Origin of the sequence: Mameliella sp. AT18 (assembly GCF_028807275.1) — a bacterium.
In the GTDB taxonomy this organism is placed as follows: Bacteria; Pseudomonadota; Alphaproteobacteria; order Rhodobacterales; family Rhodobacteraceae; genus Antarctobacter; species Antarctobacter albus.
In genome coordinates, this window is sequence record NZ_JARAMO010000316.1 from 38,172 (window position 1) to 58,232 (window position 20,061).

Here is a 20,061-nt window from a genome sequence, read left to right on the forward strand (position 1 = left end):
TAATCCGCGTCATGGATGCGGAATTACCTGCAAAGCTCAAGGGAGCCCAATCATGGAGATCGGACTGGTCGAGCTGTCGCGCCTGCAATTTGCGATGACGGCCATGTATCACTTTCTCTTCGTACCGCTGACGCTGGGCCTGTCGATCCTCGTCGCGATCATGGAGACCGTCTACGTCATGACGAACCGCCCCATCTGGCGGCAGATGACGAAATTCTGGGGCATGCTGTTCGGGATCAACTTTGCCCTCGGCGTCGCAACCGGCATCACGATGGAATTCCAGTTCGGCATGAACTGGAGCTACTACAGCCACTACGTCGGCGACATCTTCGGCGCGCCGCTGGCGATCGAGGGGCTCATGGCCTTCTTCCTGGAGGCGACATTCGTCGGGCTGTTCTTCTTCGGCTGGGACAAGCTCAGCAAGGTGCAGCACATGGTTGTCGCCTGGCTGGTGGCCATCGGTTCGAATTTCTCCGCGCTCTGGATCCTGATCGCCAACGGTTGGATGCAGAACCCGGTCGGTGCCGCCTTCAACCCCGAGACCATGCGGATGGAGATGACCTCCTTCTTCGACGTGGTCTTCAACGAGGTGGCACAGGCCAAGTTCGTCCACACCGTCAGCGCGGGCTATGTCACGGCCAGCGTCTTCGTGCTGGGCGTCTCGGCGCTCTACCTGCTGCAGGAGAGGCACAAGGACCTCGCCCGCCGGTCGATCGCCGTGGCCTCGGCCTTTGGCCTTGCCTCGGCGCTGTCTGTCGTCGTGCTGGGGGACGAATCCGGCTACTCGGCCAGTCACACGCAAAAGATGAAGCTCGCCGCCATCGAGGCGATGTGGGAGACGCATGAGGCGCCCGCCCCCTTCACCGCCATCGGATTGCCCGACAAGGAGGCGCGCGAGACCCATTACGCGGTGGAAATCCCCTGGGTCATGGGCCTGATCGGCACCCGCAGCCTGACGCAGGAGATCCCCGGCATCAACGACCTGGTGGACGAGGCCGAAGACCGCATCCGCGACGGCCTGATCGCCTATGACGCGCTGATGACCATCCGCGCGGAACGCGACGCGACCTCGCCAGAGCTGCGCGAGACCTTCGAGGCGCATTCCGAGAACCTGGGCTTTGCCCTGCTCCTGAAACGCTATGTCGACGATCCCCGCGAGGCGACGGAGGCGCAGATCAAGCAGGCCGCAAATGACACGGTCCCGGGCGTTGGCCCCCTGTTCTGGGCCTTCCGGATCATGGTGGCGCTTGGCTTCAGCTTTATCGCGGTGATGCTGTATTTCTTCTACCGGGCCTCTTTCCGGCGGATGCAGTTCCCGCGCTGGTCGCTTTATGCCGCGGTCGCCATCATCCCGACACCCTGGATCGCGGCAGAGCTGGGCTGGTTCGTGGCCGAGTTCGGCCGTCAGCCCTGGACCGTGGACGGGGTGCTGCCGACGGCGCTCTCGGTCAGTCACCTGAGCGTGGCCGACCTGCTGATCTCGCTCGCGGGCTTCGTGATCTTCTACACGGTGCTCTTCGTGATCGAGATGAGCCTGATGGTGAAATACATCCGCAAGGGTCCGTTCCAGGACGTGGCCGAAACCGAGGCCTGGCAGGAACGTCATATCCACCGTCTGCGCACGCATGACGGCCAGGGTCCCTTTGCAAATCCGGCGGAGTGAAAGACATGATCCTGTTCGAGATGATCGACTTCGACACGCTGCGCGTGATCTGGTGGGCGCTGCTGGGCATATTGCTGATCGGCTTTGCCCTGACCGACGGCTTCGACATGGGGGTGGGCGCGCTCTTGCCCTTCGTGGCGAAAACCGATGTGGAGCGGCGCGTCGTTATCAACACCGTGGGTCCGGTCTGGGAAGGCAACCAGGTCTGGTTCATCCTGGGCGGCGGCGCGATCTTTGCCGCCTGGCCGCCGCTCTACGCGGTCTCCTTCTCGGGCTTCTACCTGGCGATGTTCGTCGTGCTGGCGGCGCTGATCGTCCGGCCCGTGGCCTTCAAGTACCGCTCCAAGCGCGACGGTGCGGCCTGGCGCGCGCGCTGGGACTGGGCGCTCTTCGCGGGCGGAGCGGTCCCGGCCCTGCTGTTCGGCGTGGCTGTGGGCAACGTGCTCTTGGGTGTGCCCTTTCACCTGACCGAGGACCTGATGCCGATGTATGACGGCAATTTCGCGGTCAAGTTCCTGGGCCTCTTGCGCCCCTTCGCACTGCTGGCGGGTGTGGTCTCGATCTCGATGCTGCTCATGCATGGCGCGGCCTGGCTGAACCTCAAGACCGAGGGGCTGGTGGCCGCCCGCGCGCGCCGGTTCGGCGTGATCGCCGGAATGGTGGCCGCCGGGGGCTATGCGCTGGCGGGGCTCTGGCTGGCCCTGGGGATCGACGGGTTTTCCTTTGTGAACGAGGTCACGCCCAACGGTCCGTCCAACCCGCTCTATTCAGAGGTCACGCATGGCGGCAGTTGGTTGTCCGCCTATGCCGAACGCCCCTGGATCGCGGTTGCCCCACTCATGGGCTTTCTCGGCATCGCCCTGACCCTGCGCGGGCTGGTGTCGGGCCGCGAGGTCACGACTCTGCTCTGGTCCAAGCTGGGGATCACCGGGATCATCGCCTCTGTCGGGCTGACCATGTTCCCCTTCATCCTGCCCTCGACCGTGGACCCGAACAGTTCGCTGACGGTCTGGGATGCCTCCAGCTCGCACCAGACGCTGTTCATCATGCTGGTGGTCACCGCGATCTTCATGCCGCTGATCCTCATGTACACCGCCTGGGTCTACAGGGTGCTCTGGGGCAAGGTCACCGAGGATGACGTCACCGGCAATTCCGACACCGTCTACTGAAGGAGAAAACACATGTGGTATTTCGCCTGGCTTCTCGGCCTGCCTTTGGCCGCCGCCTTTGCCGTGTTGAACGCGATGTGGCTGGAATTGCGTACCGACGCCTGTTTCACCGAAGAGGGCGACTGTCCCGTGGGTGACCACGACCACTGATCCAGACATCCGCCGTCAATCGTCCCGGCGGCGGATTTCCCCACCGGGGCGGGTCAACCCGGCCTGCCCCGGTCCCCACTCTACCAAACCCGACAGGAGGTCTCATGAAGACCCTTTTCACTGCGGCCATGCTGGCCGTTGCCACCCTCGGCTTGCCTGCTGCCGCCCAGGAGGCGCCCGATACGCTGGTCACCGTGCTGACCGCGCCGGAACCCCAGACCCAGCTGATGGCGATGGTGCTGACCATGCAGGCCCTGGGCCAGGGCAAATCCGCCCATGTCCTGCTCTGCGGTCCGGCCGCGGACATCGCGCTGAAGGACGCACCCGACAGCGCCACCGCAGCACAGCCGCCCAAGGGCATGTCGCCCCAGGGGCTGATGCAGATGATCATGTCCAAGCCGAACACCAAGGTCGAAGTCTGCGCCATCTACCTGCCCGGCAAGGGCGCAACCGCCGAGGTTCTGCTGGACGGCGTGACCGTGGCCGACCCCGGCACGATGGCCGCCGCGATCATGGCGCCCAATGCCCGCGTGGCCAGCTACTGAGCCCGCGCCCTGCACTGGTCGGGTCCGGACCCTGCCGTTCGGACCCGTTTTCATGACCGGATTGCCCGCGAAAACCAGCCTCACACATTCAACTTTCTTGACCTGGGTCAATGTCACGGCATGCCGTTGTATTCAAAATCCCGCACATGTCTCGGAGGAGCTACATGACAGAATCACCTTTCAAGCCCTCGCGCCGGGGGTTCCTCACCCTGGCCGCCGGGGCGGGTGCCTTGGCCGCGGCGGGCACCGCCGAGCGGGCGCAGGCCCAGTCCGCCACCAAAGCAAAGATCGTCATCATCGGCGCGGGCGCCGGCGGCACGGCCTTGGCCAACCGCCTGGTGCGGCGGCTGGACGGTGCCCGGATCACCCTTGTCGACCCGCGCGCCGACCACCTGTACCAGCCCGGCCTGTCGCTTGTGGCCGCCGGTCTCAAACCCTCGGGCTACGTCGTCTCGAAGACGGTCGACTGGCTGCCGCGCGGCGTGACGCTGGTTCCCGAGGCCGCCGCCGGAATCGATCCCGAGACCCGCACCGTGACCACGACGGGCGGCACCTCGCTGTCCTATGACTATCTGGTCGTGGCGCCCGGGTTGGTCCTGGATCATGGCGCCATCGAGGGGTTCTCGCTGGACATGGTGGGCGAAAACGGCATCGGCGCGCTATATGCCGGGCCGCAATATGCCGCCGCCACCTGGAAGGCCGCGCAACGGTTCACCGAAACCGGCGGCCTGGGGATCTTCACCCGCCCGGCAACAGAGATGAAATGCGCCGGGGCACCGCTCAAACACACTTTCCTGATCGATGACATCGCCCGCACTAGTGGCACGCGCGGCAAGGCACAGTTCCTCTATGCCGCACCGCAGGGATCGCTGTTCGGCGTGCCCATCGTGGCGGAAAAGGTGCGGATGCTGTTCGGCGACCGGGGCATCGACACGGCGATGCAGCACACATTGAAATCCATTGATCCCGGCGCAAAGCGGGCCACCTTTGCCGATGCCACGGGCGCCGATGTGCAGATGGAATACGACTATATCCACGTCATCCCGCCGCAGCGCGCGCCGGAGGTGATCCGCCAGTCGGGCCTGTCATGGGCCGACAAGTGGACGGATCAGGGCTGGGTCGAGTGCGACATGGCCAGCCTGCGGCACCTGCGCTTCGACAACATCTGGGCACTTGGCGACGTCGCCGGCGTGCCCAAGGGCAAGACGGCCGCCAGCGTCAAATGGCAGGTGCCAGTGGTCGAGGACGGGCTGATCGCCGCCATCGAGGGCCGCGAGACGGTTGAGGCTTACAACGGTTACACCTCCTGCCCGATGATCACCCGCGTCGGCCGCGCCATGCTGGTCGAGTTCGACTACAACAACAACCTGATGCCCTCCTTCCCCGGCGTGATCGCGCCGCTGGAAGAGCTCTGGATCAGCTGGCTGATGAAGGAGGTCGCCCTCAAGGCCACCTACAACGCCATGCTGCGTGGCCGGGCCTGAGGAGAGAGGCCCATGAAAGACCTGACATTCGGCACCATCCTCGCCGTCTTCGAAGAGATCTTTGGCAAGGGGCTGTTCTGGGGCATGGTCGTGGTGGCCGTGCTGGTGACGCTGGCCTATCTCTACGTCCTGATCCGCGACCGTAGCATCAGCTGGCGCAAATTCCTGCTGGCGCAGTTGTCGATGCCCCTGGGCGCGGTGGCAGCCGTCTGGTTCGTGCTGCGCATGACCCATTCGCACCTGTCCAACATCGGCGGGCCGGTGGACGTGATCCTGTTGCTGGGGATCGCCGTGGCCGGGGCGATCGGGCTGGCGATCCTCGTCTACACGTTGCAATCCCTTGTCGTCCGCCCCCGGATCGAGTCCGACTGATCCCCGCCCACCCGCAATGACCGCCGGTCGTCCAGGTCGGGCAGCCGCGATTGCGCGGCATGCACCCGGCCGATGTCGAGATCGGCCATCAGGATCTCTGCCGCCGCGCCGGCCCGTGCGGCGGCGGTGCCATCCGGAGCGACGATGCAGCTTGCCCCGAGGAACGCCAGGCCGTTCCCTATCCCCGCGCTGTTGGCATAGGCCACGTAGACCCCGTTTTCAAAAGCGCGTGTGGGGATCAGGTTCTGGGCCACCACAAGCCATTGCGCACCCAGCGCCGTGGGCACAAGCACCAGTTGCGCTCCCTCTGCCGCGACATGACGCAGGGTTTCGGGAAACTCGGCGTCGTAGCAGATCAGCGTCGCGCAGGTGACACCCCTCCAGCGGAAAACTGGCATCCCTGTCCCGGCGTGTAGTAGCGCCTCTCGAACCCCGGCGGGATCGCCAGTTTGCGTTGGCGGGTCAGCACCGCTCCTTGCGGAGAGACACAAAGCGCCGAGTTGTGGCCCCCCCGTCTGCCGCCTCGGCAAAGCCGTAGTGGATCGCCACGCCGGCCTCGCGGGAAAGGTCCCGCATTGCGCCAAAGATCCTGCCATTGGCCGGTTCCGCACGCTCGTGCACTGCATCCCCGATATTGTATCCGCAGGCGAAGAGTTCAGGCAGCAGCACAAGATCGGCCCCGTCAGCGGCGATTCCGGGCAGCGCCGCGCGCAGCCAGTCCAGCCGCGCCACGACCGTGGAAAGCTCTCCCGGTGCCTGGGCGAGGGCCAGCCTCATGTCCTTGCCCCGGGCAGAGCCTCGGCGCGGTCGCCGGCGCGGATGACGGCCCCCTTCCCTGACGGCTTTCCCTCCTCTTGCACGCAATGGTTCACCGGCCAAACTTCCCCAGCGGTCTCGGTCACGACACCCGTCCGCCCGCCAGGTCACGGCATTGTATCGCGGCAACGACATCTCCGGTCGCCGCGGGACAGGTATGGCCGGGTAGCCCGGCCTTACCCCCCTTTCGGCCCGCGCTTCATGTCCGGTGCCTTGCGGCCCCGGTAGCGCACCGTCAGTTCCAGCGGGACGTCGTTCTCGTCGTAGACCCCCAGGACGACGCCGCGCCGCCCGGATTTCTGCCGCATCTCCATCAACTGCGCCTCTGACCGCGTGGTGCGCTGCGAGGGACGCCGCGTCCAGGCGAACAGCTTGTCGTACATGTCCTCGATCACCCCGGCGTGCTCGGCACTGGCGCCCAGGTCGACCAGTTCCTGCGGGTCCTCCTGCAGGTCGAAGAGCAAGGGCCGATAGCCGCCTTCGCAATGGATCAGCTTGTACCGCCTGTCGATCACGCAGAACATGACCGCATCGCGCACCGGCGCCCGCATCTTCGCCGCCACGGGCGAACCGGAATAGTCGTATTCGCAGATCGCGTAGTCGCGCAGCGTGCCGGTCCATTCGCCATGCAGGATCGGCACAAGGCTTTCGCCCTCCAGGATATGCGCGGGCGGCTCACCGCCCGCGACCTCGACGAAGGTGGGCGCAAGGTCGATGCTTTCCACCAGCGCGTCGCAGACCGTGCCGCGCGTGGCGTCGGCCTCTGGCGAAGGGTCGTAGACGATCAGCGGCACCCGGGTCGAGGTGTCGTGGAAGAAGGTCTTTTCCCCCATCCAGTGGTCGCCCAGGAAATCACCGTGGTCCGAGGTCAGCACGATCAGCGTGTCCTCCATCCGCCCGGTGCGCTCCATCCAGTCGAACAGCCGCCCCATCTGGTCGTCGGCCTGCTTGATAAGCCCCATGTAGGCCGGAATGACCGCCTCTCGCACCTCTGCGCGCGAGAACGCCTCGCCCACGCGGGTGTCCATGAAGGCGCGCAGCACCGGGTGCGTGTCCTGCCGTTCCCCGTCAGACCGGATGACCTCCTGCACGTCGTCGGGGCCGTACATGCTGGCATAGGGTTCGGGCACGATGTAGGGCCAGTGCGTCTTGATAAAGCTGAGGTGACAGCACCACGGCGCCGTCGCCTGCTCCATGAAGGCCATGCCACGCCCGGTCAGGTAGGGGGTTTCGCTGTCCTCCTCGGCGATGTTGGCAGCCTCGCGGGCGTTCTTCAGGAACCAGCCCGACAGGACGTTGCCGGCGTCATCCAGCCCCGAATTGGCAAAGTCATGCCAGGGGTTGTCGCTCTCGTAGCCCCTGGCGCGCAGGTACTTGTTGTACTCCCTGGCCCCGTCCGGATCATAGGACCCATCCGGCCCCTCCGGCAGCATGCCGTCATCCCGTTCGAAGACGTCGAAACCGCATTCTGCCACCCGCGCCCCGATCAGGCTGTCGGGTTCAAGACCCAGCCGGGCCATGCCCTCGGCATCGGCGCGCATGTGGGTCTTGCCCACAAGGTTGCAGGACATGCCCAGCTTGCGCAGGTGATCGCCCAGGGTCATCTCGCCAACCTTGAGCGGAATGCCGTTCCAGCTGGCCCCGTGGCTGTGGACGTAGCGCCCGGTATAGGTGGACATCCGGGAAGACCCGCAGATCGGTGACTGGATATAGGCCCGGTCGAAGCGCACCCCGCGCGCGGCCAGACGGTCGATATTGGGGGTTTTCAGCGTCCTGTGACCGTAGCAGCCCAGGTAGTCCCAGCGCAGCTGGTCGAACATGATGAACAGGATGTTCCTGGGCTTGGCCATGATTACCACCTCCGGCAAGGTTGTTGCTATATCAACCTTCTCTCATTCCTAGCGCGGATGCGGCCAAACGGGAAGCCCGCGGCTAGTGCTGGTTGCGGATCAGCCCGGCAAAGGCGCCACCGGCCCGGCCCATCAGCTCTGCCGGGGCACCGGTTTCAACCAGCCTGCCTTCGGAAAGAACCACGATACTGTCGCACCAGGTCACGGTCGACAGCCTGTGCGCGATGATGACCAGCGTTTTGCCCGCCTGGGACCGGCGCAGGTTCTCCATGATCGCGGTCTCTGTGCGGGTGTCCAGCTCGTTGGTGGCCTCATCCAGGATCAGCACATCCGGCCGCGTCAACAGGGCGCGGGCAAAGGCGATCCGCTGGCGCTGGCCGCCGGAGAGCAACACCCCCTTGGCCCCGATGCGCGTGTCGAACCCTTTGGGCAGGGCCTGGACGAATGTATCGCACTGGGCCTGGTGGGCAACCTGGCGGATCTGCGCCTCGCTGGCATCCTGGGCGCCGTAGGCGATGTTCTCGGCGACGGTGCCGTCAAAGATATGCGTCACCTGCGGCACGATCGCCACCCGCCGCCGCCAGGTCCCCAGTTCGATCTCGCGCAGGTCCATGCCGTCGACCTCCACATGTCCCTGCGTCGGATCGAATTCCCGCCCCAGCAGCCGGGCAACCGTCGTCTTGCCGGACCCGGAATGACCCACGAAGGCCACGGACCCTCCGGCGGGGATCTCGATGTCGATGCCGTCAAGGCTGAGCTCTGAGCGACCGGGATAGCGATAGCTGACGTCGCGCAGGCGGATGCCCTGCGCCAGGCCGGAAAAGGGACGGTCTCCGTTGGGCAGTGCCGAGGCGGCGCAGGCCTCGCCCACGCGGCCCACTTCTTCGACGGCATAGGACAGCTGGCGCATCTTGTTGACCCCCACCATGACCCCGCGCAACGACCGTGCAGCGCGGAACAGGATCAGCAGGAACACCGCCACGCTGGGGCCGCCGATGCCGAAATGGAACATCAGCGACAGCAATACCGCGACGAAGATCGCGACCAGCACCTCGAAACTGGGGCCGATCACGTTCTGGATCAGCTGCATTCGCAGGTAGACCTTTTCCACCCGGCGCGACAATGCATCAAAGCGCGCGCCCTCGGCGGCGGCCTGGTCGTATTGGCGGATGGCCGGCAGACCTTCCATCGTTTCCCAGAACCGGCCGATGAAATCCGTGTTCGAGGCCACCGCCTCGGCGCTGGCGCGGTTGGTGGCATCGGTCATCACCCGCGACACCAGCATGAACAGCCCGCCGACCCCCATCGCCAGCAGTGTCGCCTGCCAGGACACGATGGCCAGCACTCCCAGCAGCACCACCAGCGCGCAGGCATTGACCAGGATGCGGAACAGGTCGCCCAGAACCTCGACCGAGCGCCAGGTTTCCGAGATCATGGCATTGGCGATCTCACCGGTCTGGGTCTGGTTGATATGGCTGCTGCTGGCCATGAGGATCTGGCCGTTCAGCTTGCTGCGCAAAAGGTGGCCCGCACGGCAGTTCACAAAGGCAAAGACCGCCACGTTCAGGTAGTTGACCGCGTTCTTGAGCACGATGCCAAGCACCGCCATTGTCAGCAGCCCGGTAAAGACCCAGTCCGGCGGAAACCAGTCGTCGACCCAGCCCAGCAGCGCCGGCAGCGTGCCCTCTGCCCCCGACTGGCCCGGCAGATGCGCAAGGATCGGCAGAAAGAGATAAAGGCTGATCCCCTCGAAGAGCGACGAGACAAGGCCCAGTGCGACAACCACGAAAACCGACCCCCGGCTGGCCCTGAGCAGACCGAGCACGCGCCCGAACCGCCGCCATTCTGCGGTTTGCATCCTGTCGCGCAACAGAGCCTTCATCCGCGAAGCCGCCCTATTTCGCGCGCCGCACGTCCGGCGAGGGTTTCATCACGTCCCGGAACCACTGCATCGTGCGCCGCACGCCGTCTTCGTAGGGGACTTCGCATTTCCAGCCGGGCAGGATCCTGTTGGCCAGCGTCAGGTCCGGGCAACGGTTGGTCGGATCGTCCGGCGGGCTGGGCATGTGCACGATCTCGGGTTGGCCTGTCAGGTCGCCGATATAGCGCGCGACGCCGCCCACCGAGATCTCGCGGTTGTTGCCGATGTTCAGCGGGCCGGGATAGTCGATCGCATCCCGCCAAAAGAACCGCGCCAGCCCCTCGACGATATCGTCGATGTAGCCCCAGCTGCGGGTCTGTGTGCCATCGCCGTAAATGGTCATCGGCGCCCCGGACAGCGCCTGGCTGATGAAATTGGACACCGCCCGCCCATCGTCGACGCGGGTGCGCGGGCCATAGACGTTGAACAGCCGCGCGACCCGGATATCCAGACCCCGCGTCCGGCGCATCTCGAACAGCAGGGACTCGGTCACGCGCTTGCTTTCGTCGTAGGAGGATCGCGGGCCGGTACAGCTGACCGCGCCAAGATAGGTTTCGGGCTGCGGCGTCACCACCGGATCGCCGTAGACCTCGGAGGTGGAGGTATAGCAGAACCGCCCGTCCTCCTTCAGGTAGCGCAGCAGGTTGATCGCCCCGACGATATTGGCCGAAATCGTGCGTTGCGGATCGCTCATGTACCATTGCGGCGAGGCGGGCGACGCCAGGTGATACACCTCGTCGAACAGGCTGTCCGAGGTGAACTTTTCCACATCGCATTCGACAAATGAAAAGCGGCTGTCGCGAACATGCGCGATGTTGTCGACCGTCCCGGTCCACAGGTTGTCGACGCAGACAAGGGCGGACAGATCATCCCGCGCCAGCAATGCATCGCACAAATGGGAGCCGATGAAACCACACCCCCCGGAAACAAGCACTCTGGCGCCCCGGGAAGGGGAAGAGTGTCTTTTCATCTGTCAAATCTCACTTCAATCAACCGAGAAACCAAATCCTGCGCATGGGCTTGTCGCCCCGGACCCAAGCCGCCATACCGGCGTAAACCACAGTGAATTCTGCCATCAATGGTAGCTTGTCAAGAAAGCACGGACACGGAAATGTCGCAAGCGGATACCCCTTCGGTCAGCGTGATCATCCCGGTCTACAACGGCGCTGCTTTCGTTGAACTTACCATCTTGTCGGCCTCACGGCAAACGCATGAAAACCTTGAAATAATTGTAGTTGATGATGGATCGACGGATGCCACGCCCGACATCCTGCGCGAGTTGACTTCCAGGATGAACAACCTGCGCGTGATTACGATTCCCAACGGTGGTGTCGCCAATGCCCGGAATGTCGGCACCCGCGCCTCTGCCGCCGACTATGTCGCCTATCTCGACGCGGACGACCTGTGGCACCCCACCAAGATCGCCCGGCAGGTCGCCGCGCTGGAACGGCACAAAGGCGATCCCGACTGGGCCGCCTGCTACGCCCTCTTCCGCACCATCAACACCCACGGTGAGGTGCGCGGGGACGGGCTGGTGCATGACGCGCGCGGCGCGATCTTTCCCAGTCACCTGGTCGTCAACCACGTCGGCAACGGCAGCAGCCTGCTTGTCCGGCGCGAGGCAGCGCTGGAGGTCGGCGGTTTCGATCCCTCCTACGCCCAGAACGGCATCGGCGGCTGCGAGGACCGGGATTTCCAGTTGCGGCTGTTGCGGCGCTACAAGATGGAAGTCGTGCGCGAGTATCTTGTCGGCTATCGCATCTACGCGGGCAACATGTCCTCGAACCGTTACGCGATGTCGCTTGGCGGCAATGCCGTGGTCGAGAAGTTCATGGCAGATCCCAGGATCAGCCGGGAAATCCGCAAGCTGGCCCTGGCCACGACCTACAGCAACGCGGTGATCCGGCTGTCGCGCGGCCTGCACCTGCGTGATGCTGGTGCGATCCTGGGCAAGGCGATGATCGAGACGCCCCTGGCCTTTTTCCGTATCATGCTGACTCGCCTCGGGCAGTTCCTGGAGGTCGCCAAGAAACGCATCAAGACCCGCCTGGGCCTGCTGCCCAAACCGGGTCAGGGCGACCTGCGGATGTTCGAGGACTACGACCCGACAGAGGCGATTGCCGAAGGCGCGCCTTATGCCCCGTCCTACCGTCCGGTCCTCGACCGCAACGATGCCGCCTATGAACAGCGGTTGTCGCAGGTCACGCCCCTGCCCGCCCCTGCCTAGGCCCGGACGGCTAACGCACGCTGGGTGCGAATACGATCCGCAGCCGCGTGCCCCGTTCCGCCGGCAGCAGCCGGATGGCGGCGCCATGGGCGCTCAGCAGGCTGCGGACGATGGCCAGTCCCATGCCGGTGCCCCCTGCGCCGCGTCGCGTGGTGAAAAACGGGTCGAAGACGCGCCCGGCATTGCCCGGCGAAATCCCTGCCCCGTCATCCTGCACCTCCAGGAAGGCCGCGCCGTTCCCTGTCCCTGCGTGCAACAGAACGCGGCCTGCGCCATGTTCGCCCGCATTGCGCAACAGCTGGCCTAGGACGATCTTCATGCCCGCCCCGGCGATCGGCAAGGGCACGCTGCCGCCCTCGACCTGCAAGACCAGCTTCGCGTGGTCCTCGCGCAGGCCCGGCAGCAGATCGTCCAGCCTGGACGTTCCGAGGTAGCGCGTCTCCCGCGCGCGGGCGACCTCGCGCAGCGCGGCAAGCTGGCGCTCGATCTGGGTGCAGGCGCCGTCGACCTGCGCCACCAGCGCCGCGTCGTCACGGCCCAGCGCCCCGCCATCCTCCAACAGTTCACTGGCGGCGCGGATCGCGGTGACGGGGGTACGCAACTCATGCGTGACCTGGTCGGTAAAGGCGCGGATCGTCGCCTCTCGGTCGCGCAGCGTCTCGGCCATCGCGATCACCCGGCGGGCGGTGGCATGCAGTTCATGGGTGCCGAAATGGCGCGGCGGCGCCGGGGTGTCGCCCCTTTCCTGCGCCTCGGCATAGGCCTCTAGCGCGTGAATGGGACGCAGCAGCAGGCGCACCAGCAGCCAGCCCAGCACCGCCGTCACCAGTGTGATCGACAGGGCCAGCAGGATCGCCGCGTTGCGGAACCCGATCACCGGCCCCAGGTAACGCAGCGCCACCAGCCCGGCGAAAGACACCACCAGCGTCCCGCCCAGCGCCCCGCCAAGGACAAAGCCGAGCGAGGGCCGCCAATGCCCGGTCATCGACACGGCCCCATCCGCATCCCCTGCCCGTGCACCGTCTCGACCGCCTCGGCGCAGCCGGCCTCGGCCAGCTTGCGGCGCAGGTTGCGCAGGTGGCTGTCCAGCGTCCGGTCCGACACCGCGCTTTGCGCCCCCCAAAGCGCGGCGACAAGGTCGGCGCGCGGCGTCAGGCGCGCGGGCTCCTGCATCAGCCGCGCGAGGAGGCCGAATTCGGTTGCGGTCAGAGCGATCTCGGCGGGACCAAAGCGGCAGAGCCGCGCATGGCAATCGAGCGACAAGCGCCCCCGTTCCAGCCGTGCCGGAACGGTCCCGCGCGCGGTGCGCTTCAGGATCGCGCCCACCCGCGCGACCAGTTCGCGCGGGCTGAAGGGTTTTGTCACATAGTCGTCGGCCCCCAGTTCCAGGCCAAGAATGCGGTCGATCTCGTCATCCCGCGCGGTCAGAAAGAGGATCGGGACCTCGGATCGCGCGCGGATGCGGCGGCAGGTCTCGAACCCGTCCATCTCGGGCAGACCCACGTCCAGCACCACGAGGTCCGGCGCCTCGCGCGCGGCATGGGTCAGCGCCTGCTGCCCGTCGCCGGCAGTGATGACCGCATGGCCCGCCCGTTCCAGCGCCAGCCGCACCAGGTCACGTAGGCGGGGATCGTCGTCCACGATCAGGATCTTCATCAGGCCGCTCCACCATCACGCCTTGAACATAGCGGCTTGCGCGCCAGCTGCGAAAGCCCCAACCCCGCCAGTCCTCGACCTCGGGACGAGTGATCCAGCACGGCCCCAGCTGGACCGAACGCCCGATGACCCGGCCCAGGCCGCTTTCGACGATCGGCCCTGCGGCCATCGGACCCAGACCGCAGAGATACCGCAGGTCCGGCTCTGCCCGGGTCACGTTCTGTGCCGCGATCACCTGGGCGAAATTCACCATCGCGCAGAGGTACAGCGTCGCCAGCCCCAGAACACCGCCCCGCACCAGCAACCAGCGATTCGACCGCGCCCGCAGCACCTGCCACAGCGCCAGTCCCATCCCCGCCGCCACCAGCGCCATCCAGATCAGCGCGTGCAGCCGCAGGTAGGTCAGCCCGAAGGTCTCGATGTAGAGGTCCAGACGCAGCGCCGCCGCCCCGCACAACACCATGTTCTGCATCAGCCAAAGCAGCAGCAGCGGTCTGATCAGGCGGTGTTCGCCCAGGAAAGGCCGCGCCGCCAGGGCGAATGCGCCGGCCAGCACCGCCGCAGCCAACAGCGGATAGGCGCCGCGATGCGCGTATTCGGCCAGGGTCATGCCCTCGGGCAGATCGGCGCCCCCGAGCAGGATCGAGACATCGGTGAGGCTTTGTACCGCGATCAGCAGGTTGAAGACCGCCAGGCCGCGCAGGACGGATCCGGGGTTGAGCCATCCCGGCGCAATCGACGGTATCACAAGGCCGCGGGTTACCCGGTCGCATGGCGGCACCGGCGCCAGGAACGGACCGACCAGCACCGCGATCCCGCCCCAGAAGACAAGGCGCTGTGCCAATTGCCAGAGATCCAGGTCGATCTGCACAAGCTGCGCCAGCACAGGGTTCGCCTGCATCAAGAGCGCCACGAGCACCAATGCGCCGCCCAGCGGCAAGGCCCAGTCGCGCAAGACCTTGCGCACCAACGGAACCGGCGCCTCCGCCAGGGCTGCGGGCAAGGCAAACAGGCGGCGCGGGTCAAGCTGTGCCAGCCAGGCCACAGGCAACCGCCCCAGAAAGGCGCCCGTGGCGGACGACAGCGCCGCAATCGGCGCCGCCGGGTGATGCGCCCAGGTCAGCGCGCCTCCCAGCCCGACCAGCAGGAAGGCCAGCGAGAGCGGCTGCAGATGATCGACCGCCGGCAGGGCCGCGACCAGGAACAGCCCCGCCGGGCGCCGCCATGCCCCGGCCCCCTGCAGACCCCATGCCAGGATCGCCGCGGCAAAGATCACCACCGAAAGGCCCGGCGCCCTGCCCCAGAACAGAAAGTCCGCCAGCGCCACCAGCGTCAAGACCGCCGCGAGGCGTCGGGGAAACCGCACCCCGGCAGGGCCGGACCCACCGTCGCCCTGCGCTGGCGGGGCTGCGCCCTCGTCAAGCCACCAGCCGTCTCTTGCCAATGCGTGTGGCAGCCCGGGAATACTCAATTGCCTGTCCATGTCCCACTCTCCCGTGTTTTGGAATGGGATCAGGATGGACCTGGCTGCGTGCAGGGCTTGCGCGCAAGTTGTGCAGATTTCGTGCAGGGCGGGGCAGCGAGGGCCCCTTCACTGGTCGAGGACGGCCTCCAAAGCCCAGTTGCGCAGGGCTTTCCAGTCTTTCGTGGTGCGGACCCGGAACCCGTAGTGCCGGCCCGGTTCCATGAGCCGTTCAGACCCGTGTGGACAGTGCCGCGCTTCGGCCCGGCCCCACAAACCGACGAAGGCCGCACGTTCACCCATCGGCAAACCATCCGCCCTGCGCCTGACGGTTTCGGGCATCTTGCGATAGAACCGCAATCCCTCCGGATCCAGCACGGCACGCGTTTCGCCGTTCTTGCCGGAATCCACGCCCGCGGCAGGCTGGCCCGTCCTATCGAACACATCCGAAACCTCCTGTCCCGGGACTTCGACAGGAGAATTTTGGTGGCAGTATGTCTCCGACAAGGTTTCAGGGCCGGCAAGCCGCCGACCGACCGGATGACACGCTGCGCGGTCGTCACAAAGGGCGGCAAGAGCACTTGGCGATCCGATCCTGGTGGCGGGTATTACGCCGTCGTCAGGCCACTGCGTGCCCCACAACGCGACATGGACGGGTCCGCGAAGGTATCAAGCACCATAGGGCAAACAGCATGTTGCCAAACCGATGCGGGCATTTTGCCCGCCAGCCCTGGCTGCCTACGCCTTGAGGGCCGATGGCAGCAACCGGGTCCGGATCTGCTCGATCAGGCTGCCGAGATGCGGGGGAAACACCCGGTTTCGCCGGGCCAGCAGGTGAACGTAGACAGCCTGGAGTTGCGGCGCTTCGATGGCCACGCTTGCCAAAGTGCCGGCTGCGATTTCCGCGCTGACGCTGAAAGCCGGCAGCACCGTCAGCGCGCGGCCCGCGACGGCCGTCCGGGTCAGCAGTGCGATGGAATTGCTGGTGAACCCGGGCGCGATGCTGTGCCCGCTGTCCAGGGCAGCGGCGTCAAGCATCTGGCGGATCCGGAATGACTGCCCCATCAAGGCCAACGGTTCGCGGCACAGCGCGTCAAAACCGATACTCTCGCAGCGGGCCAAGGGGTGATCCGCCCGCATGATCGCCATCAACGGAACCGGCGCGCGATAGCGCGACACGATCTGCGGATGGGACAGGGAATGAAAGCCAAGTCCGAAATGCACCTCGCCTTCGAGAAGCAGGCGCACCATCTGCGTGGTGTCGGTCACACTGACAGAGAGTGTCATGCCGGGAAACCCGTCCATGAAACTGTCAAGCGTGTCGTAGAGAGCCGGTCCCAGGAACCCTTCGCCTAGCGCCAGATGGACATGGCCTGACCGGCCGGAAGACAGGTCCTGAAGGCGGCCTTCGAGCTCTTCGACACCGGCCCGCCGCGCCCGAAAATAGTCGATCACCGCGTGACCGACTCCGTCAGACGGATCTCGCGGCGGCCATGTTCGATCAGGCTGGCACCGGTTTCCTCTTCCAGGCGCGCGATCTGGCGACCGATGGAAGACGGGGCCAGGTCCAGCACGTCGGCCGCCGCGCGCATGGAGCCGTGGCGCCATGCCTCGTAAAGAAGGGCTATCCGGCGATCATCCAGCTTCACGTCGGTCTCCTTGTCAGGCGTCGGAGCCGCCGATTTTGACAGCACCCATCAGGATACTGACAATCATGGTTTTTCGTTGCGTTTATCGCACCACGATCCGTGAAATACGGTCATTTATTGCAACTTTAGCCTCCTGAACAATAGGCGTCATCGCAGCCTTCCCCCCACGGCACGCAGGCCGGGTGAAGAGCGGGCCGGCGCAAGACCGGCAAGCCCCAAACGTGATGACAACAGTGAGGACACCAATGGACACGAGAGAAATAAACCCGTGGACATGGCAGGACGGCTTCGGTTTCGCCCATGCCCGCGAAGTCACCGGGGCAACGCGCGTCCTGACCTTGTCGGGTCAATGCGCCACCGATGCCACGGGCGCGCCACAGCATCCCGGCGACATGGCTGGCCAGCTTGCGCTGGCGGTCGCAAACCCCGGCGAGGTGCTGGCCGCTGCCGGCATGACCAATGAAACCGTGCAGTGTCTGCGCGTCTTCACCACCGACAAGCGTGCTGGCCGGACGGTGCCCTGCCTTGGCGAAGGGGCCGATCAGCGCGCCTGGGGCCTCGACAACCGGGTCATCGACCGGGCCGAGATCGACCGCATCGCGCCCTATCCTTCGGATCGCGTGATCGCGGCGGCCCTTTGCCGCTGGAGGGCAAGGCCGACGCCCGCACCGCTGGCCCCGCGATCGCCCGCGCCGCGAAGAAGTGCGGGACACAGATCCGTACCCGAACCGAGGTCACCGGCCTGACCCGCAGCGGCGGGTACTGGTACGTTGACCTGGAATCGGACGGTGTGACCGAAGCGGACAGCACCCAGACCATCGTGATCGCCGCAGACGTCTGGACTACGCGGATCGGCGCGATGATGGCGCATATCTGCCGACCATCCCGCTGGCACTGATGATGACGGTGACGCGCAAGGTCCCGAAGCTGATCCCGCATCTGGTCCAGCACGCCGGCGGACGGCTGTCCCTGAAACAGGCGCTGGACGGCAACGTGCTGATCGGTGGCGGCTGGCCCGCGCGGCTGATCCGTGATGCGGTTGGCGACCCCGATTTCTCGGTCAAGCCCGAGCTTCTGCCGGCCTCGCTGGCCGGCAATGCCGACATGGCGATCCGCGTCCTGCCCGAACTCGCCCGGGTCCCCGCGATCCGCGGCTGGATCGGCACGACAACCGTGACCGAGGACCAGTTGCCGCTGGTCGGCCCGGTGCCCGACATGGCCGGCACCTTCGTCGCCAACGGCGGATCGGCCTTCACACTCGGCCCCAGCTTTGCCGAGGCGCTGGCCGCGCTGGTGTCGGGCCGGACACCGGACACGGACCTGTCGAATTTCGACCCGGCCCGATACAGGAGGACCTGACAGATGGTCAAAGCCATTCGCATGGAAACGCCGCGCGGCCCGGAAGTCCGGTTCACCTTCGACGGCGCACCGATCACCGGCCACACGGGCGAGACACTGGCCGCCGCATTGCTGGCGGCAGGCATCCCGGCCTTCGGGATCACCCGCCAAGGTCAACCGCGCCTGCCGTTCTGCAACATGGGCACCCGTTTCGACTGTGCCGTCCGCGTCGACGGGCACCCGCTGGTCCGCGCTTGCCTGACGGATGTGCGTGAGGGAATGGACGTCAGAGCGCAGGAGGGGTCGTGATGCGCGATCTTGTCATCGTCGGGGCCGGATTGACGGTCACGGTCGCGGACGAACAGGCCCGGGCGGGTGGACAGATCTTTCGCCGCCCGCCCGCGGAATGGGGAACGCGGCACGGCACCTACCGGCCCTATGGCTGGGCGCGCGACCTGATCGAACGGTTCGAGGATCACCCCGGCATCCAGACGCATTTCCGCTCCACGGCCTTTGGCGTCCTGCGGGATCGCGTTGATCCGGACGCCGCAACCCTGAGCGTGGCGGTCAGCACGCCCGGCGGAGGCCGTCAGATCGCCGCGCGGCGCCTGCTGCTGGCGACCGGGGCCGAAATCGCCGCCATCGCACTGGCCCGCGACCTGCCCGGACCGGCCGAGATGCTGCGCAGCCTGCCCGCGATCCCGGGCCACGTCTCGATCTTTGCCGAGGCCGCGCGCGCCATGCACAAGATCCTCCACGCCCGCGTATCCATCCTGCGACGGACCGTGATCTCGGACGTCGTCGAAGGGAACGGCGGGCTCGGGGTTCAACTTGCCGAGGTTGACCGCGACTGGGCCCTGACCGGCAAGACGCACAACCTGTCGGCCGAGGTGCTTGCCCTTGGGTTCGGCTTTACCCCGTCGACCGAACTGGCCCGGCAGGCCGGCTGCGACCTGATCTGGAATTCTGCCGGCGGCGGCTGGACGGTCGAACATGATGACACCTTCCGCTGCACTGCGCCGGGCATTTACGTCGCAGGCGAGCCGACAGGCGTTGCCGGGGCCGAACACGCCCGGGCCGAGGGGAACATGGCGGGATTGACCATTGCCGTCTCGCTGTCCGGCCGTCTCGAAGCCACCGATCTGCCCGGCGCCCGCAAGCACCTCGCGAGCGCCGAGAGGTTCTTCGGCGTCATGCAACGGATGTTCGACCCACGTCGCAACGCGGTCACCGAATTGTCGCGCCGGAATGACACCGTGATCTGCCGTTGCGAGGAAATCACCAGCGGTCAGATCGAGAAGGCCCTGGCCGACAATCCCTTCATGTCCTCCGCAAGCGCGGTGAAGCTGGAATGCCGCAGCGGGACGGGGCCGTGCCAGGGGCGCTATTGCGAAGGCACCATCGCAGCGCGGATTGCCGCGTCGAGAGGTATGCCGATCGCGAAATGCGGTCGCTTCAACGCCCATCTGCCGGACAAGCCCATCCCGCTTGAAGCGTATCGGGGTCTCGACGAGTGAATATTCAAAGCAGGATTTGCATTGCCGAAGGGCCAGATCGTCGAGCTGGGCCCAAGCATCCGCCGGCACCCGAACAAGGCCGACACAGGGCAGAACACCATACAATCGCCACCACTTCCAACTGTCCAGGCAGATAGCCAATAGCCAGGTCTTGAGTTGGCCAACTGGTTGGGCTGTAATGACCAGTGCCGCCCCAAGCCCGCGTGAGCGCGCCGCGCTGCCCCGTCCCATCCGTCGCGGAA

23 protein-coding genes are annotated in these 20,061 nt (G+C 66.0%); 12 read left to right on the top strand and 11 right to left on the bottom strand.

The window, feature by feature from the left end:
- The first annotated feature begins 52 nt into the window (after window positions 1-52).
- The 6 genes from PVW46_RS26955 (at window position 53) to PVW46_RS26980 (ending at window position 5,383) form a co-directional block, all read left to right on the top strand.
- Window positions 53-1,663, top strand: coding sequence for a cytochrome ubiquinol oxidase subunit I (locus PVW46_RS26955; protein WP_069208805.1), 1,611 nt, complete (start codon window positions 53-55; stop codon window positions 1,661-1,663).
- Window positions 1,664-1,668: 5 nt separating this feature from the next.
- Window positions 1,669-2,832, top strand: coding sequence for a cytochrome d ubiquinol oxidase subunit II (gene cydB / locus PVW46_RS26960; protein WP_069208804.1), 1,164 nt, complete (start codon window positions 1,669-1,671; stop codon window positions 2,830-2,832).
- A 12-nt stretch (window positions 2,833-2,844) separates the two neighbouring features.
- Window positions 2,845-2,982: a cytochrome bd-I oxidase subunit CydX gene (cydX, locus tag PVW46_RS26965; RefSeq protein ID WP_043143396.1), complete on the top strand. Its 138-nt coding sequence runs from the start codon at window positions 2,845-2,847 to the stop codon at window positions 2,980-2,982.
- 104 nt (window positions 2,983-3,086) lie between these two features.
- Window positions 3,087-3,527, top strand: coding sequence for a DsrE family protein (locus PVW46_RS26970; RefSeq protein WP_069208803.1), 441 nt, complete (start codon window positions 3,087-3,089; stop codon window positions 3,525-3,527).
- 164 nt (window positions 3,528-3,691) lie between these two features.
- Complete coding sequence (locus PVW46_RS26975) at window positions 3,692-5,011, top strand: NAD(P)/FAD-dependent oxidoreductase (RefSeq protein WP_069208802.1); 1,320 nt, start codon at window positions 3,692-3,694, stop codon at window positions 5,009-5,011.
- Between the two features lie 12 nt (window positions 5,012-5,023).
- On the top strand, window positions 5,024-5,383 hold the full coding sequence (locus PVW46_RS26980; protein ID WP_069208801.1) for a DUF5368 domain-containing protein: 360 nt from the start codon (window positions 5,024-5,026) through the stop codon (window positions 5,381-5,383).
- Here the strand turns inward: PVW46_RS26980 and PVW46_RS26985 are convergent.
- The 5 genes from PVW46_RS26985 to PVW46_RS27005 form a co-directional block, all read right to left on the bottom strand.
- A complete protein-coding gene (locus tag PVW46_RS26985; RefSeq protein WP_069208800.1) occupies window positions 5,335-5,781 on the bottom strand; it encodes a nitrilase-related carbon-nitrogen hydrolase in 447 nt (148 codons plus the stop codon). The genes PVW46_RS26980 and PVW46_RS26985 overlap by 49 nt on opposite strands.
- Window positions 5,782-5,845: 64 nt before the next feature.
- On the bottom strand, window positions 5,846-6,160 hold the full coding sequence (locus PVW46_RS26990; RefSeq protein WP_069208799.1) for a nitrilase-related carbon-nitrogen hydrolase: 315 nt from the start codon (window positions 6,158-6,160) through the stop codon (window positions 5,846-5,848).
- 215 nt (window positions 6,161-6,375) lie between these two features.
- On the bottom strand, window positions 6,376-8,049 hold the full coding sequence (locus PVW46_RS26995; RefSeq protein WP_069208798.1) for a sulfatase-like hydrolase/transferase: 1,674 nt from the start codon (window positions 8,047-8,049) through the stop codon (window positions 6,376-6,378).
- A gap of 82 nt (window positions 8,050-8,131) precedes the next feature.
- Window positions 8,132-9,931 (bottom strand): ABC transporter ATP-binding protein, encoded by a 1,800-nt coding sequence (locus PVW46_RS27000; RefSeq protein ID WP_069208797.1) that lies wholly within the window; start codon window positions 9,929-9,931, stop codon window positions 8,132-8,134.
- Window positions 9,932-9,944: 13 nt separating this feature from the next.
- Window positions 9,945-10,940 (bottom strand): NAD-dependent epimerase/dehydratase family protein, encoded by a 996-nt coding sequence (locus tag PVW46_RS27005; protein ID WP_069208796.1) that lies wholly within the window; start codon window positions 10,938-10,940, stop codon window positions 9,945-9,947.
- Window positions 10,941-11,081: 141 nt separating this feature from the next.
- Between PVW46_RS27005 and PVW46_RS27010 the strand changes: the two genes are divergently transcribed.
- A complete protein-coding gene (locus PVW46_RS27010; protein WP_069208795.1) occupies window positions 11,082-12,197 on the top strand; it encodes a glycosyltransferase family 2 protein in 1,116 nt (371 codons plus the stop codon).
- A 10-nt stretch (window positions 12,198-12,207) separates the two neighbouring features.
- Here PVW46_RS27010 and PVW46_RS27015 read toward each other — a convergent pair whose 3' ends face one another.
- The 6 genes from PVW46_RS27015 to PVW46_RS27040 all read right to left on the bottom strand — a co-directional run bounded on the left by PVW46_RS27015 (window position 12,208) and on the right by PVW46_RS27040 (window position 16,964).
- Window positions 12,208-13,182 carry a sensor histidine kinase gene (locus PVW46_RS27015; protein ID WP_069208794.1) on the bottom strand — a complete coding sequence of 325 codons (975 nt, stop codon included), beginning with the start codon at window positions 13,180-13,182 and terminating at the stop codon, window positions 12,208-12,210.
- On the bottom strand, window positions 13,179-13,853 hold the full coding sequence (locus tag PVW46_RS27020) for a response regulator transcription factor (RefSeq protein ID WP_069208793.1): 675 nt from the start codon (window positions 13,851-13,853) through the stop codon (window positions 13,179-13,181). Before PVW46_RS27020 ends, PVW46_RS27015 begins: the two co-directional genes overlap by 4 nt.
- Entirely contained in the window at window positions 13,813-15,336 is a 1,524-nt protein-coding gene (locus tag PVW46_RS27025) for a DUF4153 domain-containing protein (protein WP_083242229.1), read from the bottom strand. The genes PVW46_RS27020 and PVW46_RS27025 overlap by 41 nt, the downstream gene beginning before the upstream one ends.
- A 108-nt stretch (window positions 15,337-15,444) precedes the next feature.
- The gene (locus tag PVW46_RS27030) at window positions 15,445-15,759 is read right to left on the bottom strand and encodes a hypothetical protein (protein WP_069208791.1); all 315 of its coding nucleotides are present in this window, start codon (window positions 15,757-15,759) and stop codon (window positions 15,445-15,447) included.
- Window positions 15,760-16,053: 294 nt separating this feature from the next.
- Window positions 16,054-16,770: a LysR substrate-binding domain-containing protein gene (locus PVW46_RS27035; protein ID WP_069208790.1), complete on the bottom strand. Its 717-nt coding sequence runs from the start codon at window positions 16,768-16,770 to the stop codon at window positions 16,054-16,056.
- The gene (locus PVW46_RS27040; RefSeq protein WP_069208789.1) at window positions 16,767-16,964 is read right to left on the bottom strand and encodes a helix-turn-helix domain-containing protein; all 198 of its coding nucleotides are present in this window, start codon (window positions 16,962-16,964) and stop codon (window positions 16,767-16,769) included. The genes PVW46_RS27035 and PVW46_RS27040 overlap by 4 nt, the downstream gene beginning before the upstream one ends.
- Before the next feature lie 245 nt (window positions 16,965-17,209).
- Between PVW46_RS27040 and PVW46_RS27045 the strand changes: the two genes are divergently transcribed.
- Genes PVW46_RS27045 through PVW46_RS27060 form a run of 5 tightly spaced genes read left to right on the top strand, consistent with a single transcriptional unit; the run spans window position 17,210 to window position 19,819 of the window.
- Window positions 17,210-17,710, top strand: a complete 501-nt coding sequence (locus tag PVW46_RS27045; protein WP_069208788.1) for a Rid family hydrolase — start codon at window positions 17,210-17,212, stop codon at window positions 17,708-17,710.
- The gene (locus PVW46_RS28840; RefSeq protein WP_443137068.1) at window positions 17,602-17,862 is read left to right on the top strand and encodes an FAD-dependent oxidoreductase; all 261 of its coding nucleotides are present in this window, start codon (window positions 17,602-17,604) and stop codon (window positions 17,860-17,862) included. Before PVW46_RS27045 ends, PVW46_RS28840 begins: the two co-directional genes overlap by 109 nt.
- Entirely contained in the window at window positions 17,853-18,323 is a 471-nt protein-coding gene (locus PVW46_RS27050) for an NAD(P)/FAD-dependent oxidoreductase (protein WP_338020551.1), read from the top strand. The genes PVW46_RS28840 and PVW46_RS27050 overlap by 10 nt, the downstream gene beginning before the upstream one ends.
- A gap of 3 nt (window positions 18,324-18,326) precedes the next feature.
- A complete protein-coding gene (locus PVW46_RS27055; RefSeq protein ID WP_083242228.1) occupies window positions 18,327-18,611 on the top strand; it encodes a (2Fe-2S)-binding protein in 285 nt (94 codons plus the stop codon).
- Window positions 18,611-19,819 carry an NAD(P)/FAD-dependent oxidoreductase gene (locus PVW46_RS27060; RefSeq protein WP_069208786.1) on the top strand — a complete coding sequence of 403 codons (1,209 nt, stop codon included), beginning with the start codon at window positions 18,611-18,613 and terminating at the stop codon, window positions 19,817-19,819. The genes PVW46_RS27055 and PVW46_RS27060 overlap by 1 nt, the downstream gene beginning before the upstream one ends.
- The last annotated feature ends 242 nt before the right edge of the window (window positions 19,820-20,061 follow it).